This is a genomic window from Bradyrhizobium sp. LB8.2 (assembly GCF_040548035.1).
In the GTDB taxonomy this organism is placed as follows: Bacteria; Pseudomonadota; Alphaproteobacteria; order Rhizobiales; family Xanthobacteraceae; genus Bradyrhizobium.
In genome coordinates this window covers 26562-42354 of the sequence record NZ_JBEPQV010000028.1, presented here as the reverse complement: position 1 = coordinate 42354, position 15793 = coordinate 26562, and the positions used below count along the sequence as shown (strand labels likewise).

15 protein-coding genes and 1 pseudogene are annotated in these 15793 nt (G+C 64.0%); 7 read left to right on the top strand and 9 right to left on the bottom strand.

The window, feature by feature from the left end; translation table 11 throughout:
- Positions 1 to 196: 196 nt before the first annotated feature.
- From ABIB06_RS28315 to ABIB06_RS28295, 5 genes and pseudogenes are all read right to left on the bottom strand, one after another.
- Positions 197 to 1405 (bottom strand): MFS transporter, encoded by a 1209-nt coding sequence (locus tag ABIB06_RS28315; protein ID WP_354047981.1) that lies wholly within the window; start codon positions 1403 to 1405, stop codon positions 197 to 199.
- The gene (gene kdsA, locus ABIB06_RS28310; protein ID WP_354047982.1) at positions 1405 to 2268 is read right to left on the bottom strand and encodes a 3-deoxy-8-phosphooctulonate synthase; all 864 of its coding nucleotides are present in this window, start codon (positions 2266 to 2268) and stop codon (positions 1405 to 1407) included. Before kdsA ends, ABIB06_RS28315 begins: the two co-directional genes overlap by 1 nt.
- 123 nt (positions 2269 to 2391) lie before the next feature.
- Positions 2392 to 2718 carry an NIPSNAP family protein gene (locus tag ABIB06_RS28305; RefSeq protein ID WP_247349208.1) on the bottom strand — a complete coding sequence of 109 codons (327 nt, stop codon included), beginning with the start codon at positions 2716 to 2718 and terminating at the stop codon, positions 2392 to 2394.
- 232 nt (positions 2719 to 2950) lie between these two features.
- Complete coding sequence (locus ABIB06_RS28300; RefSeq protein WP_354125684.1) at positions 2951 to 3262, bottom strand: nuclear transport factor 2 family protein; 312 nt, start codon at positions 3260 to 3262, stop codon at positions 2951 to 2953.
- Between the two features lie 72 nt (positions 3263 to 3334).
- Positions 3335 to 3727: pseudogene (locus ABIB06_RS28295) on the bottom strand (RidA family protein); the annotation flags it as partial.
- Positions 3728 to 3774: 47 nt separating this feature from the next.
- Here ABIB06_RS28295 and ABIB06_RS28290 point away from each other — a divergent pair.
- On the top strand, positions 3775 to 4608 hold the full coding sequence (locus tag ABIB06_RS28290) for an ArsR/SmtB family transcription factor (RefSeq protein WP_354047984.1): 834 nt from the start codon (positions 3775 to 3777) through the stop codon (positions 4606 to 4608).
- A gap of 77 nt (positions 4609 to 4685) precedes the next feature.
- Here ABIB06_RS28290 and pyrG read toward each other — a convergent pair whose 3' ends face one another.
- The 3 genes from pyrG to tpiA form a co-directional block, all read right to left on the bottom strand.
- The gene (gene pyrG / locus ABIB06_RS28285; protein WP_247349210.1) at positions 4686 to 6317 is read right to left on the bottom strand and encodes a CTP synthase; all 1632 of its coding nucleotides are present in this window, start codon (positions 6315 to 6317) and stop codon (positions 4686 to 4688) included.
- A 167-nt stretch (positions 6318 to 6484) separates the two neighbouring features.
- Positions 6485 to 6871: a preprotein translocase subunit SecG gene (secG, locus tag ABIB06_RS28280; protein WP_247349211.1), complete on the bottom strand. Its 387-nt coding sequence runs from the start codon at positions 6869 to 6871 to the stop codon at positions 6485 to 6487.
- A gap of 184 nt (positions 6872 to 7055) precedes the next feature.
- Entirely contained in the window at positions 7056 to 7814 is a 759-nt protein-coding gene (tpiA, locus tag ABIB06_RS28275) for a triose-phosphate isomerase (protein ID WP_247349212.1), read from the bottom strand.
- A 223-nt stretch (positions 7815 to 8037) separates the two neighbouring features.
- Here tpiA and ABIB06_RS28270 point away from each other — a divergent pair, with 223 nt between their 5' ends.
- From ABIB06_RS28270 to moaC, 4 genes are read left to right on the top strand one after another with little or no spacing between them, the layout of a single operon-like run.
- Positions 8038 to 9936 (top strand): peptidylprolyl isomerase, encoded by a 1899-nt coding sequence (locus tag ABIB06_RS28270; RefSeq protein ID WP_354047987.1) that lies wholly within the window; start codon positions 8038 to 8040, stop codon positions 9934 to 9936.
- Positions 9937 to 9954: 18 nt separating this feature from the next.
- A complete protein-coding gene (trpD, locus tag ABIB06_RS28265; RefSeq protein WP_354047989.1) occupies positions 9955 to 10968 on the top strand; it encodes an anthranilate phosphoribosyltransferase in 1014 nt (337 codons plus the stop codon).
- 7 nt (positions 10969 to 10975) lie between these two features.
- On the top strand, positions 10976 to 11794 hold the full coding sequence (gene trpC, locus ABIB06_RS28260; RefSeq protein WP_354047991.1) for an indole-3-glycerol phosphate synthase TrpC: 819 nt from the start codon (positions 10976 to 10978) through the stop codon (positions 11792 to 11794).
- Positions 11794 to 12300, top strand: a complete 507-nt coding sequence (gene moaC / locus ABIB06_RS28255) for a cyclic pyranopterin monophosphate synthase MoaC (protein WP_354047993.1) — start codon at positions 11794 to 11796, stop codon at positions 12298 to 12300. Before trpC ends, moaC begins: the two co-directional genes overlap by 1 nt.
- An 11-nt stretch (positions 12301 to 12311) precedes the next feature.
- On the opposite strand, the gene ABIB06_RS28250 is transcribed toward moaC, so the two are convergent.
- Positions 12312 to 12902, bottom strand: coding sequence for a CGNR zinc finger domain-containing protein (locus ABIB06_RS28250; protein WP_354047995.1), 591 nt, complete (start codon positions 12900 to 12902; stop codon positions 12312 to 12314).
- 138 nt (positions 12903 to 13040) lie between these two features.
- On the opposite strand from ABIB06_RS28250, the gene ABIB06_RS28245 reads away from it, so the two are divergent.
- The gene (locus ABIB06_RS28245) at positions 13041 to 14456 is read left to right on the top strand and encodes an amidase (protein WP_354125683.1); all 1416 of its coding nucleotides are present in this window, start codon (positions 13041 to 13043) and stop codon (positions 14454 to 14456) included.
- Positions 14453 to 15709: an MFS transporter gene (locus ABIB06_RS28240; protein WP_354047999.1), complete on the top strand. Its 1257-nt coding sequence runs from the start codon at positions 14453 to 14455 to the stop codon at positions 15707 to 15709. The genes ABIB06_RS28245 and ABIB06_RS28240 overlap by 4 nt, the downstream gene beginning before the upstream one ends.
- Positions 15710 to 15793 lie beyond the last annotated feature (84 nt).

Genomic DNA, 15793 nt, shown 5'->3' with positions numbered 1-15793 from the left:
TGGGCGCTGGTCGTCCCAACTTCATTCTTTCACATTGCGGGAACTTGGCAAGCGCAAAGCCGGCATTGTGCGTCGAGGCGCGCACGGTGGTGTCGGAATCCTTGACCTCGCGGCCGCCTGCTTGGTGAACGGCTCGCATGCTCGAGCTGGAGCTTGATGTGGCGGAACTACGAAAGTCGGACATCCGATACTTCCGTCAGGTCGGCGCGTCGGATGGCGCGCGCTGCTTGAGCAGTCGGGCGCAGACGAAGCCCAGCACCACCATGATCACGGCGCTCGCGAACAGGGTCGGCATCTTGCCGCCATGCTGGAGGCCAAGGCCATAGGCGAGCGGCCCGACCGTCTGGCCCATGAAGAAGAAGAACGAATGCAGCGACAGCGCGGTGGCACGTGCCTCGACCGAGAGCTCGCTGGCGAACATCTGGAGGCAACCATGGGCGATGTAGAAGCCCCAGCCCATGACGATGAGATTGAACGCCTGCACTTCCCAGCGTGGGCCGAAGGCAAGGACAACGAGCTGCGAGGCCACCAACGTCATGCCCGCGATCATCATTCCCTTCATGCCCAGCCATGGCAGCAGACGCGACACCGTCAGTGTGTAGAACAAGCCGCCGACCGCAAAGCCCGCGATGACAATGCCCGCGATCGAGAGCGAGGTCTGGCCGAGTTCGAACAGGAACGAAGCGAGGTAGGGAAACAGGCCGAGCACGCAGCAGCCTTCGATGAACACCGCCGAATAGCAGACATAGGCGTTCGGATTGGTGAAGATGGTGCGATAGCCGGCCTTCAGCGCCGACAGGCTGGTCTTCGGCGGATGCTTGACCTTGGCGCCGCGAAAACCGGCGGCGACCGCGATCGATGCAACGATCACGAGCACGCCGAGCACCGCCAGCACGCCGCGCCAGCCGAGGAAATCGCCGATCAGGCCGGAGGCCGAGGCGCCGAGGAGATTGCCGGTCATCGCGCCGGCGAGCGTGCGGCTGATCGCGACCTGGCGTTTCTCCGGACCGACGAGATCGCTGGTCAGGCTGAGCGCCACCGGAAACACGCCGCCGGAGCCGATGCCGGCGAGGATACGGGTCGCGAAAAGAACCGGGAACGAGCTCGAGAGCGCGCCCAGGATGTTGGCAAGGCCGAGCAGCGCGAGGCAGCCGATCATCAGCCGCGTCTTGCCGAACAGATCGGCGGCGGCGCCGACGATCGGCTGGATGATCGAGAAAGTGAAGGCGAACACCGCGGCAAATCCGGCTGCGGTCGCGATGCTGACGCCAAAATCCTCGGCGACGTGCGGCAGCACCGGGTCGAGCGCACGCGCGGAGAGCGCTGCGGCGAAGCTTGCACCGGAGATGACGTAGAGCGCGGCCGGCAGGCCGTGATCGTGCGGCCGCGCCTCGCCTTGCTGCATCAGTGCGGGCCGGTTCTGACAGATTCCTTGGCGAGCGCGTCGAACGCCATCAGCTTGCGGATCAACTCTTCGAACTCGCGCAGCGGCACCATGTTAGGTCCGTCGGACGGCGCGCTATCAGGGTCGGGATGGGTCTCGATGAAGACGCCGGCCACACCGACAGCGACAGCCGCGCGTGCGAGCACCGGCACGAATTCGCGCTCGCCTCCGGAGGACGTCCCCTTCCCGCCCGGCTGCTGCACCGAATGAGTGGCATCGAAGATCACGGGCGCGCCGGTGGTACGCGCAAGAATCGGCAACGCGCGCATGTCGGAGACCAGCGTGTTGTAGCCAAAGGACGCACCGCGTTCGGTGACGAGCACGTTCGGATTGTTCGCGCTCGTGATCTTGGACACGACATTGGCCATGTCCCAAGGCGCGAGGAACTGGCCCTTCTTGACGTTGATGACCTTGCCGGTCGCGGCGGCCGCCAGCAGCAGATCGGTCTGCCGGCACAGGAAGGCGGGAATCTGCAACACGTCCACCGCCTGCGCCACTTCGGCGCACTGCGCCGCGTCATGCACGTCGGTCAGGACCGGCAGGCCGAGCGACGATCGGATTTCGGCAAAGATCGGCAGCGACTGCGTCAGCCCAAGACCCCGCGCAGCCGACGCGCTGGTGCGATTGGCCTTGTCGAACGAGGTCTTGTAGACGAGGCCGATCTTCAGCCGCGCGGCGATCTCCTTTAGCGCGGAGGCCACCTCCAGCGCATGCTGGCGGCTTTCGAGCTGGCACGGCCCGGCAATGATCGAGATCGGCAGATCATTGCCGAATTGGACCGTGCCAATGGTGACGACCGGCGCCGCTGACGTCGAAGAGCTCAAGGCAAATCCCTCGTTTCGGCGCGACCATAGCCGCGATGAAGGGCGGATCAACCCCATTCGGCCCGGGCTCCCAGAATATCAGGGTTGCGCCCGGGCTCCCCACGATGCCCTCGCGGGCGGCCGCTACTTCACCGCCGAGAAGGCGGTCGGCGCCATGATCTGGCTGATGATGTTGCCGACGATCTGGCCGTCCGCCTCGCTCTCGGCGCGCGCTTTCATCCAGTCCGGATCGGTCATGAAGCCGGCCCACTTCTTCTCGCGCTCGGCAAGCGAGTCCCAGGCCAGAAAATAGGTCAGCTCCTGGTTGGATTCACCGATCAGCGTCGTGAAGAACCCGGCCTGCTTGATGCCGTGCTTTTCCCACAGCTTCAGCGTGACGGTCTCGAACCGCTTGAGCAGTGCCGGCAGGCGGCCGGGCACGCAGCGATAGATGCGCATTTCGTAGATCATTTGTTATCCTCCCTGACATTTCCCGTGATCTATAGCGGCTGCGTCTGAGACTGTCTTGTAGCTGGGCACACATGCCTCCCCTGCGAGCGATTGACTGCAAGGTCGGACTTTGGCAGTCGAAGGTCGACGCCGCGTTGCGCAAATGCACGCCGATGAACCTGGGTGATCCTCGTATTCGGCGATCTTCGGCAGCAACCACGAACTCGGGTTGCCGCCAAATCCGGGCCTATGCTCATCCCCGGGTGACGTGAGCGGCAACACAAACCCAGACGCCCCCGCGACGTGCCCAACTGTCGGTATATCGTCCGAGGCTGGCCGACCCATCGGCTCTGGTATAGGTCGTCCGTGCATGGATAATCGCCATATCACCCATGATCCGGATCCGCTCGTCCTCGTATCCCAAATTCGATATGGTTGCCGGCTTCGCGATTTGTTCAATGAACCCGGCACGATCAACCACTGATCCGTCGGGGTTGCTGTTGAGGAAGTCATCGCTCAGATGTTCGCGAAACCAATCGACATCCTTCAAGGCAACCGAGCGCATATAGCCCGCATTGAGATGCCCTAGTTCGTTCATGTCCCTTGCGGACGCCGACCGATCTTCCAGGTCGGATTTAATCGCAACACAATCGACCTCCACATCAAATTCACCCGGCCAGGAAGGCACCGTTAGAAAGATGCGCGCAGGTGGCGAAACGGGGAAATAGCGTTGGTAGACGTCATTGAACGCATCGAAATTTGAGCTATCAGGCGTGCAGTAGACATTGCATTTCACGACCTCCCGCAACGACGAGCCGGCAACCTCCAGGCAAAGTTTCATTTGGTCGAGCACGATCTCGGTTTGCCGCACGAACGGCAATCGCTTGACCTCACCGGTGACCGGATCAAATGGCGGGAGGCCTGAGACATAAACCGTCTCACAGGCGACAATGACGGGACAGATCGGTCCCTTCCGCCGTCGCTCCAAATACGTGGAAATGGGTTCAACTCTGATGGATTCGCGTTTCACGGCCGCCTCCTGCAAGACATATCGATCAAGTGGACTCAACACTTCGCATGCTGTCGCATCCGACGCGCTCATTGTCTCCGGTCGTGAGTTTGGTGCATGCCGAACTCACGTCGCTTGTTGATCCGATGCGGACGATGGTAGAGGAGGCTATGGTTGCAGCGGCGAATATGGTCGAGGTTGCAGCGCTCGTTGGCGATACGGCGCGCGCGACCATGTTGTCAGCCCTCATGGGTGGACAATCCTTGACCGGAAGTGAGCTGGCGTTTCTCGCGCGAATTTCGCGACCGACGGCCAGCGAGCACTTGTCCAAGATGGTCGACGCCCGGCTTATCTCGGTAACCAGGAAGCGCAGCTACCGGTACTACCGTATTTCCTCACCACTGGTCGCCAGCATGCTTGAGAGCATCAAGTTGGTGGCTGCTCTCGAGGTTCCTCAGCGATATCAACCTCGATCCGCGCGTGACTCTGGGCTGCGGTTCGGTCGGACCTGCTACGATCATTTGGCGGGTCGATTGGGCGTTGCGATTGCGGACTCTTTGGTCGCCAGCGGCTGCATCGTTCTGGGTGAAGATGGTGGAGATGTCACCGATGCCGGCGCAAAGATACTGACAGAATTTGGCGTCGACCTGAGTCGAAAGCGCCAAAACAAGCGCATCTTTTGCAAGCCGTGCCTCGACTGGAGCGAGCGCCGATATCACATCGCCGGCCATGTCGGAGCCGAGATCCAACGATGCTGCATGGAGCTGAATTGGCTGATTCGAGTGAATGATACACGGGCTGTGCAATTGACAACTGCTGGCCAGACCGGGCTTCGCGACACCTTTGGCTTGGACAAGTTGGATCTTCAGATCGACCCGCCGAACGTCAGGGTTGGAGTGTGAGCACCCTGCTCCGCTGGACCCAGGCTAGCCGTTGGCATTCCGGGCGAGAACGGGTCAATCGTTCCGCGTGACAGTTGCTAGACGAGACGCGACTGCACCATCGCCGCCTGAATGAAGGAGGCGAAGAGAGGATGCGGCTCGAACGGCCGCGACTTCAGCTCGGGGTGGAACTGGACGCCGATGAACCAGGGGTGATCCTCGTATTCGACAATCTCCGGCAAGATGCCATCGGGCGACAGGCCGGAGAATTTCAGCCCGTGCTGCTCGAGGCGGTCCTTGTAGGCGGTGTTGACCTCGTAGCGGTGGCGGTGGCGCTCGGAAATCTCGGTCGCGCCGTCATAGACCTGCGAGACCCGGCTGCCGCGGTTGAGCGCGGCCGGATAGGCCCCGAGCCGCATCGTGCCGCCGAGATCGCCGGCGTTGGAGCGCTTCTCGAGCTCGTTGCCGCGCAGCCATTCCGTCATCAGGCCGACGAGCGGCTCCTTGGTCGGGCCGAACTCGGTGGAGTTGGCGTCCTCGATGCCGACGAGGTTTCGTGCGGCCTCGATCACCGCCATCTGCATGCCGAAGCAGATGCCGAAATAGGGCACGCGGCGCTCGCGCGCGAACTGCGCCGCGCGGATCTTGCCTTCGGCGCCGCGCTGGCCGAAGCCGCCGGGCACCAGAATGCCGTTGACGTGTTCGAGGAACGGCGCGGGATCTTCCTTCTCGAATATCTCGCTCTCGATCCAGTCGAGATTGACCTTCACCTTGTTGGCGATGCCGCCATGCGAGAGCGCCTCGATCAGCGACTTATAGGCATCTTTCATGCCGGTATATTTGCCGACGATGGCGATGGTGACGTCGCCTTCGGGATTGCGGATGCGCTCGTTGATCTGCTGCCAGCTCCGCAGCTCCGGCGGAATCCGCGAGCCGATGCCGAAGGCGGCGAGCACTTCGTCGTCGAGGCCTGCGGCATGATAGGCCTGAGGGACGGCGTAGATGCTGTCGGCGTCGCGCGCCTCGATGACGGCGCTCTCGCGCACGTTACAGAACAGCCCGAGCTTGCGCCGCTCCTCCTTCGGGATCTCGCGATCGGTACGGCAGAGCAGGATGTCCGGCTGGATGCCGATCGAGCGCAACTCCTTGACTGAGTGCTGCGTCGGCTTCGTCTTCAACTCACCGGCGCTCGGAATGTAAGGCAGCAGCGTCAGATGAATGTAGATGGCGTGATCGCGCGGCAGTTCGTTCTTGAGCTGGCGGATCGCCTCGAAGAACGGCAGGCCCTCGATGTCGCCGACGGTGCCGCCGATCTCGACCAGCACAAAGTCGTAATCGTCGTTGCCGTGGAGGACGAAGTCCTTGATGGCGTTGGTGACATGCGGAACCACCTGGATGGTCGCGCCGAGATAATCGCCGCGGCGCTCCTTGGTGATGATGTCCTGGTAGATGCGCCCGGTCGTGATGTTGTCGGCCTTGGTCGCAGGCCGTCCGGTGAAGCGCTCATAGTGACCGAGATCGAGATCGGTTTCCGCGCCGTCATCGGTCACGAACACTTCGCCGTGCTGATACGGCGACATCGTTCCGGGATCGAGATTGAGATAGGGGTCGAGCTTGCGGAGGCGGACCTTGTAGCCTCGGGCTTGCAACAGGGCACCGAGTGCCGCTGAAGCCAGACCTTTGCCGAGCGAAGAAACCACGCCGCCGGTGATGAATATGTACCGCGCCATGGGGCTTAACCTCTAATCCCTCGAATTCGATTCGCCAAAGCGATTCGTATTCCGCCCCAAAGATTCTGCGGGCCTGTGGGTGAGCCAAAAACTAAGAGTGGTGACAGAGCCTTGATGGGGATTGTTGATGCAGGACGGTAGAAGCCCCCCTGCATGGCCCCCCTGCTTTATTGCGAACGCGGTACCTGCGGGCCGCTCGGTGCCGGAGCCTGCTGCTGCTCATCCGCCTTCTTCAGCGAATCCAGGATACCGCCCGAGGTCGGCGGCGCGATCGGCCCGCCGCCGGCCGGCTGGCTCTGCGACGCCGGTGTACCGATGATCGACGAAGGCGCACGGTCGTAGCCCGCGTGCCAGGACAGGAACAGGCTGGTCAGGAAGAAGCCTGCGGCCAAGATCGCGGTGGTCCGCGACAGGAGGTTCGCGGTGCCGCGGCTCGACATGAAGCCTGCGCCACCTCCCATGCCGAGGCCGCCGCCTTCCGACTTCTGGAGCAGCACGGCGCCGATCATGACGCTGACGATCATGAGGTGAATGACGATGACAACGGTCTGCATAGTGTCCTTCCGTCACAAGCCGACAGCGCCGAGAGGCGGCCGATCGTGCTTCGCGGGTTTTCCTGAAGTTGCGCGGTGTTACACGATCGGAAGGGGCATTGCCACCCCCGATCGGCCGGGTCCTAAGGTTTGGAATTAGCCAGGGGCAGCCCTTAGTTGGAACAGCCTTTAATTGGGACAGCCTTTAATTGGGACAGCCTTGGGCGATCGCAAGGAAATCGGCCGCCTTCAGGCTGGCCCCGCCGACCAGCGCGCCATTGACGTTCTTCACCGCCATCAGCTCGGCCGCATTCGAGGGCTTGACCGAGCCGCCATAGAGGATGCGCATTTTAGCGCCGTCGGCTCTGAACCTGGAGGTCAGGAATTCCCGAATAAAGCCATGAATCTGCTCGACATCCTGGGCCGTTGGGGTCAGGCCGGTGCCGATCGCCCAGACCGGCTCATAGGCCACGACCAGATTGGCGGCGGTGGAGCCGTCGGGCAGCGAGCCGTTGAGCTGGCCGCGCAGGATGTCCAGGGTCTGGCCGGCATCGCGCTGGCCCTGCGTCTCGCCGATGCAGACGATCGCCGTCACCCCCGCGCGCCAGGCAGCCTCGGCCTTCTGCCGGATCAGGGCATCGCCCTCACCGTGGTCGGCGCGGCGCTCGGAATGGCCGACAATGATGGCGGTCGCGCCCGCATCCACCAGCATTTCGGCGGCGATGTCGCCGGTATGGGCGCCGGACGCCTTGGGATGGCAATCCTGGGCCCCGACTGCGACCTTCTTGCCGCGCGCCTTCTCGGCAAAGGCTGCGATCAGGGTCGCCGGCGGGCAAACCAGCAGATCAGCCTTGCCGGCCACCTCTGCCGCACCATTAAGCATGGCGTCGAATTCGGCAGTCGACCCCTTCAGCCCGTTCATTTTCCAGTTGCCGGCGATCAGCGGTCGAATGGCGTCGGTCATGTCAATTTCCAGCAAAATGAGGTTTGCGCATGCGCTAGCAGAGGTCCCGTGGCAGTTCCAGAGACCAGGGGCTTTTAACCGCAGGGATCGAAAGCATGCTGGACCTGAGGTTGCGGGGGGAAAGCCGCCACTTTATGATGATCTATCAATTTGGTGACGCGCTTTTGCGGAATCTGCATTAAGACGCGCTCCCGTTCCCCTCCTGCCAAACAAGTTGGACCAAATGCTTCGAGGAATGCGCAAGGCCTCATCAAACTGGCTCGGCAAGACCATTATGGCCATCGTGATGGGCGTGTTGATCATCAGTTTCGGCGTTTGGGGCATCGCCGACATCTTCAAGGGCTTCGGCCAATCCACGGTGGCCAAGGTCGGCGGCACCGAGATTTCGCTGAACGAGTTCCGCCAGACCTATACCGACCGCCTGCAACAGATCAGCCGCCAGTTCGGCCGTCCGCTGTCGCCTGAGCAGGCGCGCGCCTTCGGCCTCGACCGTCAGGTGCTCCAGCAGACGATCGCGGAAGCCGCCCTCGACGAAGAGGCGCGTCGGCTCGGGCTCGGCCAGTCCGACGACCAGATCCGCCAGGTCATCATGAACGACCCGAACTTCAAGGGCGTCGGCGGCAGCTTCGATCCGAACCGCTTCCAGGCCGTGATCCGCAATGTCGGCTATACCGAGCAGCGCTACGTCTCCGAGCAGCGCAAGGTCTCGCTGCGCCGGCAGATCACCGGTACGATCGGTGCCGGCCTCGAGCCGCCAAAGACGATGCTCGACGTGCTGACGCGCTTCCAGAACGAGCAGCGCGCCATTGAATTCGTCAGGCTCGACGCAGCCCAGGCAGGCACTATCGACGCGCCCTCGCCCGAGGCGCTCGCCGCCTATTTCGAGGATCACAAGGTCCAGTTCCGCGCGCCCGAATATCGCAAGATCGCGTTCGTCGTGGTCTCGCCGGAGGAGATCGGCAAGTGGAGCGAGGTGTCGGACGACGACGCCAAGAAAGTGTTCGACCAGCGCAAGGATCGGCTCGGCACGCCTGAGAAGCGCCAGATCCAACAGATCGTATTCGCCAATGCCGCCGAGGCGCAGGCCGCACGCGAGCGGCTCACCAGCGGGACGTCGTTCGAGGACCTCGGCAAGGAGCGCGGACTGAGCGCGTCCGATGTCAATCTCGGGCTCGTGACCAAATCCTCGCTCGATCCCGCGGTTGGAGACGCCGTCTTCGCGCTTCCCGCCGGTGAAATCAGCCAGCCGATCCAGGGCCGTCTCGGCACGTCGATCGTCAAGGTCGACAAGATCGAGCCGGGCAATGAGGCGAACTATGCGAGCGTCGCCGCCGACATCAAGCGCGAGATCGCCACCGAACGTGCGCGCGTCAAGGTCGCCGATCTCCGCGACAAGATGGAAGACGAGCGCGGCGGAGGTGCCAGCGTGATCGACGCGGCGCAGAAGCTCGGCCTCACCGCCGTGACCATCGACGCCGTCGACCGTTCCGGCCGCACCCCGAACGGCCAGCCGGTCTCCAACATCCCGCAGGGCCTCGACGTGGTGTCGCAGGCCTTCAACACCGATGTCGGTGTCGACAATGACTCGATCTCGTTCAAGGGCGGCTATGTCTGGTACGACGTGGTTGCCATCACGCCCTCGCGCGACCGCAATCTCGACGAGGTTCGCGACCAGGTCGAGGCGCGCTGGCGGCAGGACCAGATCGCGACCAAGCTGAAGGCCAAGGCGACCGAGATGGTGCAGAAGCTCGAATCCGGCGGCAAGCTCGCCGACGAAGCAGCCGCGATCGGCGCCAAGGTCGAGACCGCCACCGGCTTCAAGCGCGATGACTCGCCCGCCAGCGTGCCCGCAGCCGTCGTGGCGGCCGCCTTCCGCGCCGCCAAGGACGGCGTCGGGCAGACGCCGGTGACCGGCGGCACCGAAGTGATCGTGTTCCGCGTCACCGACATCATCGATCCCACGGTCGACGCCGCCTCCGACGCGGTCAAGAAGCTGAAGGACAGCCTCGACCGCGCGCAGACCGAGGAGCAGATCGCTTCCTACGTCAACAGGCTCGAAACCGACATCGGCACCACCATTAATCAGGCCGCCTTCGCGCAGGTGACGGGCGCGAACCAATAGAGCAATTGAAAGCACGCGATGGACGACCTGAAATCGATCATTGGAAAAGTGGCGACCGGCGCCAGCCTGTCGCGTGATGAAGCGGCTTCCGCCTTCGACGCCATGATGTCCGGCGAGGCTACGCCCTCGCAAATGGGCGGCCTCCTGATGGCGCTGCGGGTACGCGGCGAGACCGTGGACGAGATCACCGGCGCGGTCTCGGCGATGCGTTCCAAGATGCTCGCGGTCGACGCGCCCGCGGACGCCGTCGACATCGTCGGCACCGGCGGCGACGGCTCAGGCTCGGTCAATGTCTCGACCTGCGCCTCCTTCGTCGTTTCGGGCACAGGTCTGCCGGTGGCCAAGCACGGCAACCGCGCGCTGTCGTCGCGCTCGGGCGCCGCCGACGTGCTGGCATCGCTCGGGGTGAAGATCGATCTGAGGCCGGATCAGGTCAGCCGCTGCGTGCGCGAATGCGGCATCGGCTTCATGTTCGCCCCCGCCCATCATCCTGCCATGAAGAACGTCGGCCCGACCCGGGTGGAGCTTGCGACACGCACGATCTTCAATCTGCTCGGCCCCCTGTCCAATCCGGCCGGCGTGAAGCGGCAGATGGTCGGCGTGTTCTCCAGGCAATGGGTGCAGCCGCTGGCGCAAGTGCTCAAGAACCTCGGCTCCGAATCCGCCTGGGTCGTGCACGGCTCCGATGGCCTCGACGAAATCACCCTCACCGGCCCGACCTTCGTCTCCGCGCTCCACAATGGCGAGATCCGGAATTTCGAGGTGACGCCGGAGGACGCCGGCCTGCCGCGCTGCGAGGCCGGCGCACTCAAAGGCGGCGACGCCGACGCCAATGCGATCGCGCTCCAAAGCGTGCTCGACGGCAAGCCGAGCCCCTACCGTGACGTCGCGCTGATCAACGCCGCTGCCGCATTGGTCGTGGCCGGGCGTGCCAGGGACCTCAAGGAAGGCGTCGCGATCGGCGCAAAATCGCTCGACAGCGGCGCGGCGAGCGCGCGGCTGAAACATTTGATCGCGGTCTCGAACGGCTGAGCCTGACATGTCGGACATCCTGACCAAGATCGAAGCCTACAAGCGCGAGGAAATCGCGGCCGCCAAGCGCGCGCAGCCGTTGTCGGCCATGGAGGCGCAAGCCAAGGCGCAAGCAGCACCGCGCGGCTTCGTGCGCGCAATCAAGGCCAAGCACGCCAGCGGCGACTACGCCCTGATCGCGGAGGTCAAGAAGGCCTCGCCGTCAAAGGGCATGATCCGCGCCGATTTCGATCCGCCGCTGCTCGCCAGCGCCTATGAGGCCGGCGGCGCCGCCTGCCTGTCGGTGCTGACGGACACGCCTTCGTTCCAGGGCCATCTCGACTTCATGGTGGCCGCGCGCGCGGCAACTTCACTGCCGGTGCTGCGCAAGGATTTCATGTTCGACACCTATCAGGTGGCGGAGGCCCGCGCGCACGGTGCCGACTGTATTCTGATCATCATGGCGGCACTCGACGATGCAGCGGCAAAGGACCTCGAGGACGCCACCCTCGCCTACGGCATGGACGTGCTGATCGAGATTCACGACCGCGCCGAGTTGGACCGCGCGCTAAAACTGCGTTCGCCGATGATCGGCGTCAACAACCGCAATCTGCGTACCTTCGAGACCACGTTAGCGACCAGCGAGACCCTGGCGCCGCTGATCCCCGGCGACCGGCTGATGGTCGGCGAGAGCGGCATCTTCACGCCCGCCGATCTCACCCGGCTCGAGCGCGTCGGCATCTCGACCTTCCTGGTCGGCGAGAGCCTGATGCGGCAAGCCGACGTCACCGCTGCGACGCGCACGCTGCTCGCACGCGAGACCGCGCGCGCCACAGGCACGCGCTGATGGCGCGTAAGCCCGCCAATCCGACGAAGACCGGCCCCGCCCTCACTCATATCGGCGCCTCCGGCGAGGCGCGGATGGTTGACGTATCCGACAAGCCCGCGAGCGAGCGGCTCGCGGTCGCGGAAGGACGCGTCGTCATGACCAAGGCGACGTTCGACCTGATCGTCTCCGGCAACGCCAAAAAGGGCGACGTGCTCGGCACCGCCCGCATCGCCGGCATCATGGCCGCCAAGCGCACTTCGGAGCTGATCCCGCTCTGCCATCCGCTCGCGCTGTCAAAGGTGACGGTCGACATCGAGCCCGACGCAAGGCTGCCGGGTTGCCTCGTCCGCGCCAGCGTGAAGGTCACGGGCCCGACCGGCGTCGAGATGGAGGCGCTCACCGCCGTGTCGGTCGCCTGCCTCACCATCTACGACATGATCAAGGCGGTCGAGCGCGGCGTGCGCATCGAGGGCATCCACCTTGTCGAGAAGCTCGGCGGCAAGTCCGGCCATTACCGCGCCTGATTGCCGCTGATCTATTTCGCCTCGCGCTGCCGCTCGCGATAGGCGCGCGTCTTCATCCGATTGCCGCACAGCGTCGACATACACCACCGCCGCGTCGATGGTTTCGACCGGTCGAAGAACACCCGGCGACATTCCTCCGATGCGCACATCTTCAGCCGGTCCAGCGTTCCCACAAGCGTTGCGTTGTGCAGCTCGATCGCGATAGTCGACAGGCCGGCGAGCGCATCCGCGCGCATCGCCGATAATACTGCGCCGCAGCCAACCCGCGCCTCCACCCGCAACGGAAACGCCGCGAGCGCGTCACCGAGCGCGCCGAGAACCTCCTTGTTCCGGCGCCGCTCGGCTGGGTCGCATTGCAGATAGGCGCGTAGCGCTTCGCGCAGCCGCAGCGCGGTAGCGAACATCGCGGGCGTGATGCGTCCGCCGCCGCCGAGGCCGCGCTCCTGCATCCAGTCCGCGATCTGCTTCATCCCGGCAATTTCGTCGCTCTGCGGGTGCTCCACACCGAAATGCGTGAAGTGGCGAACATCGAGCGTGTTGGCGAAATCGTAGACGTTCGCCAACGCGTCAGGAACCTGGAACTTGCGTGACTCTTTCGACATCGGAATACCGGAGGAAATGGAACACCAGTAAAACATGTTTACCGGTTGACAGCAATAGGCACCTGTATTCTATTTATACTGGTGTCGATTACTCGTTGAGACCGAGCGTCATTGCGATGACAAAAAATGGAGAACGCCGTGGCCGAAGCCCTGCACTATCTCGAACTCACCGAGCTTGCTGCACGCCTCAAGGCGCGCGAAATCTCCGCGCTGGATGTGACGCGCGCGCAACTCGACCGTATCGACGCCCTGGACCGTGAACTCGGCAGCTACGTTCACGTGATGGCGGAAACGGCTATCGACGAGGCGAAAGCCGCGGATGCCGAAATCGCAAATGGCCAGTACCGGGGCCCGCTGCATGGCGTACCGATTGCGCTGAAGGATCTGTTTTGGACCAAGGGCATTCCGACGGCGACCGGCACTACGCTTCATCGCGATTTTCGTCCCGGTGAAGATGCGACCGTCGCGCGCAGGCTCAGGGATGCAGGCGCCGTGGTGCTCGGCAAGTTGCAGCTCACCGAGGGCGCCTATTCCGATCACCATCCGTTGGCGACGCCACCGCGAAATCCATGGAATCCGGATTACTGGCCGGGTATTTCATCCAGCGGCTCGGCGGTTGCGACGGCCGCCGGACTTTGCTTCGGCTCGCTCGGCTCCGACACCGGCGGCTCGATCCGCTGGCCCTCCGCCGCCAACGGCCTGACCGGGCTGAAACCGAGCTGGGGCCGCGTCAGCCGCCACGGCACGTTCGAGCTGGCCGCGACGCTCGACCATATCGGACCAATCGGCCGCAGCGCTGTCGATGCCGGCGTGCTGCTTGGGGTCATCGCCGGACACGACCCGAACGACCCGACGTCGCTGCTCAATCCGGTGCCGGACTATCTTGCCGCGGCCGCACAGGACATGCGGGGCTTGCGGATCGGCGTCGACGCTGCCTGGAACAGCGAGGACGTGGACGTTGCGACACAACACGTGTTGGCGGATGCCATTGATGCTTTCCGCGCGCTTGGCGCCTACACCGTCAACGTCAGATTTCCCGACGTAAGACAGGCGATCACCGACTGGACCCCTAATTGCGCGGTGGAAGCAGCGGTCGCGCACGAGGCGACCTATCCCGCCCGCAAGAACGAGTATGGTCCGATCCTCGCCTCGCTGCTCGAGGCTGGTCGCGCGCTCTCCGGTCTCGATTATCAGAAGATCCTGCTGCGGCGGCTGGCACTGCGCGGCCAGGTGACTGCGCTGTTCGAGACCATCGACCTGCTGCTGATCCCGGTACACCCTTTCGCGCCGTTGACGCTGACCATGATCCGGACGCTCGGCGAGCAGCCGGATCTGATTGCGAAGCTGCAGCGCTACACCTGCGCGTTCGACATGACCGGTCATCCCACGATCACGCTACCAGGTGGTGCATCGGCGGACGGACTGCCGATCGCGTTCCAGCTAGTCGCCGCCCATCTCGACGAGGCCACGCTGGTTCGCGCTGGCCCAACGTTCCAGCGTGTCACGTCCTGGCATCGTCGCCATCCTTCCCCCACCTCGCGGAGGCAGCATTGACCATTCCATTCAAGCCCGCTGGGCGAAGCATCTTCCACGGCTGGTTCGTCGTCGCGGGGGCATTTGCCGTCATGTTCGTCGGCTTTGGTTCTGTCTACACATTCAGCGCATTTCTGGAGCCGCTCCAGCGCGATTTCGGCGCCTCCCGCGGTTCAATCTCGCTGGTGTTCTCGATTGCGGGCTTTCTGTACTTCGCCCTCGGACTCGTCAGCGGCCCTCTCGCCGACCGGCTCGGTTCGCGTCCACTGGCCGTCGCGGGCATGATCCTGATGGCGGTTGGACTAGCGGCCGCGAGCGCTGCACGTTCCCTCGTGGAGGTCTATCTCGCCTACGGGCTCGGCGTTGGCCTCGGCGTCGGCTGCGCCTATGTTCCAGCAATCGGCGCGGTCCAACGCTGGTTCGTGAAGCGCCGCGGCTTTGCCTCTGGGCTCGCGGTGAGCGGCATCGGGCTCGGTACGCTGGCAATGCCGCCGCTCGCCTCATTGCTGATCTCATCGACGGGCTGGCGCGGCGCTTATCTGGTGCTGGGCGCGATCGCGCTGGTGCTAGGCGGCGGGATGTCGCTGCTCATCGAGAACGATCCGAAGAACCGCGGCCTCCGACCCGACGGCGATCCGCCTTGCGATTCGGCGGACGCAAACAACGCCGGCGGCGCCTCGGTGCGCGAGGCCGTCCGGACGACGCGGTTTATCGCCCTTTATGTATCGTGTCTGGTCTGCTCGTTCGGCGCCTTCGTTCCATTCGTTCATCTCGTGCCTTACGCGCGCGACCACGGGGTCGCGGCGTCCTCTGCCGTGCTGCTGCTCGGCGTGATCGGGGCCGGCAGCACCGCGGGCCGCTTCTTCCTCGGCGCGGTCGCCGACCGGATGGGCCGCGACCGCTCTCTGATCATGGTCCTGATCGGAATGGCGTTCGCGATGGCGATCTGGGCCATTGCCGCTGATGTCTGGGCCCTCGCCGCCTTCGCCTTCATCTACGGCGTGTTCTACGGCGGCTGGGTCGCGGTGCTACCAGCGGTCGTGATGGACTATTTCGGCGGACTCAACGTCAGCGGCATCATCGGCGTTCTCTACACCAGCGTTGCCTTCGGGACGCTGGTCGGCCCGAGCGCTGCCGGCTTCGCCTATGATGCGAGCCACAGCTACGCGCTGCCGATCCTGATCAGCGCCGCCGCGAACATCGTCGCGGCGCTGATCGTTGTGGCGATCCTGGGGCGCCGCAGCACGCGGACGATCAACGCAATGAAGAGCTGATCGATCCGAACTTGATGTTCTGCACGCCTCCCGGCTTCGCGCATCGATCGTATTTGTGCGTGTCCATTCACGGCGCATTAACCC

Excerpts from the sequence above, each read along its gene's own strand:
- pyrG (WP_247349210.1), bottom strand. The coding sequence starts at position 6,317 with ATGGCGCGGTACATATTCATCACCGGCGGCGTGGTTTCTTCGCTCGGC.
- ABIB06_RS28250 (WP_354047995.1), bottom strand. The coding sequence starts at position 12,902 with ATGTCGAAAGAGTCACGCAAGTTCCAGGTTCCTGACGCGTTGGCGAAC.
- ABIB06_RS28290 (WP_354047984.1), top strand. The coding sequence starts at position 3,775 with ATGCTGTCGCATCCGACGCGCTCATTGTCTCCGGTCGTGAGTTTGGTG.
- secG (WP_247349211.1), bottom strand. The coding sequence starts at position 6,871 with ATGCAGACCGTTGTCATCGTCATTCACCTCATGATCGTCAGCGTCATG.
- trpD (WP_354047989.1), top strand. The coding sequence starts at position 9,955 with ATGGACGACCTGAAATCGATCATTGGAAAAGTGGCGACCGGCGCCAGC.
- ABIB06_RS28315 (WP_354047981.1), bottom strand. The coding sequence starts at position 1,405 with ATGCAGCAAGGCGAGGCGCGGCCGCACGATCACGGCCTGCCGGCCGCG.
- trpC (WP_354047991.1), top strand. The coding sequence starts at position 10,976 with ATGTCGGACATCCTGACCAAGATCGAAGCCTACAAGCGCGAGGAAATC.
- ABIB06_RS28270 (WP_354047987.1), top strand. The coding sequence starts at position 8,038 with ATGCTTCGAGGAATGCGCAAGGCCTCATCAAACTGGCTCGGCAAGACC.
- tpiA (WP_247349212.1), bottom strand. The coding sequence starts at position 7,814 with ATGACCGACGCCATTCGACCGCTGATCGCCGGCAACTGGAAAATGAAC.
- ABIB06_RS28300 (WP_354125684.1), bottom strand. The coding sequence starts at position 3,262 with ATGCGCTCGGTTGCCTTGAAGGATGTCGATTGGTTTCGCGAACATCTG.
- ABIB06_RS28305 (WP_247349208.1), bottom strand. The coding sequence starts at position 2,718 with ATGATCTACGAAATGCGCATCTATCGCTGCGTGCCCGGCCGCCTGCCG.
- moaC (WP_354047993.1), top strand. The coding sequence starts at position 11,794 with ATGGCGCGTAAGCCCGCCAATCCGACGAAGACCGGCCCCGCCCTCACT.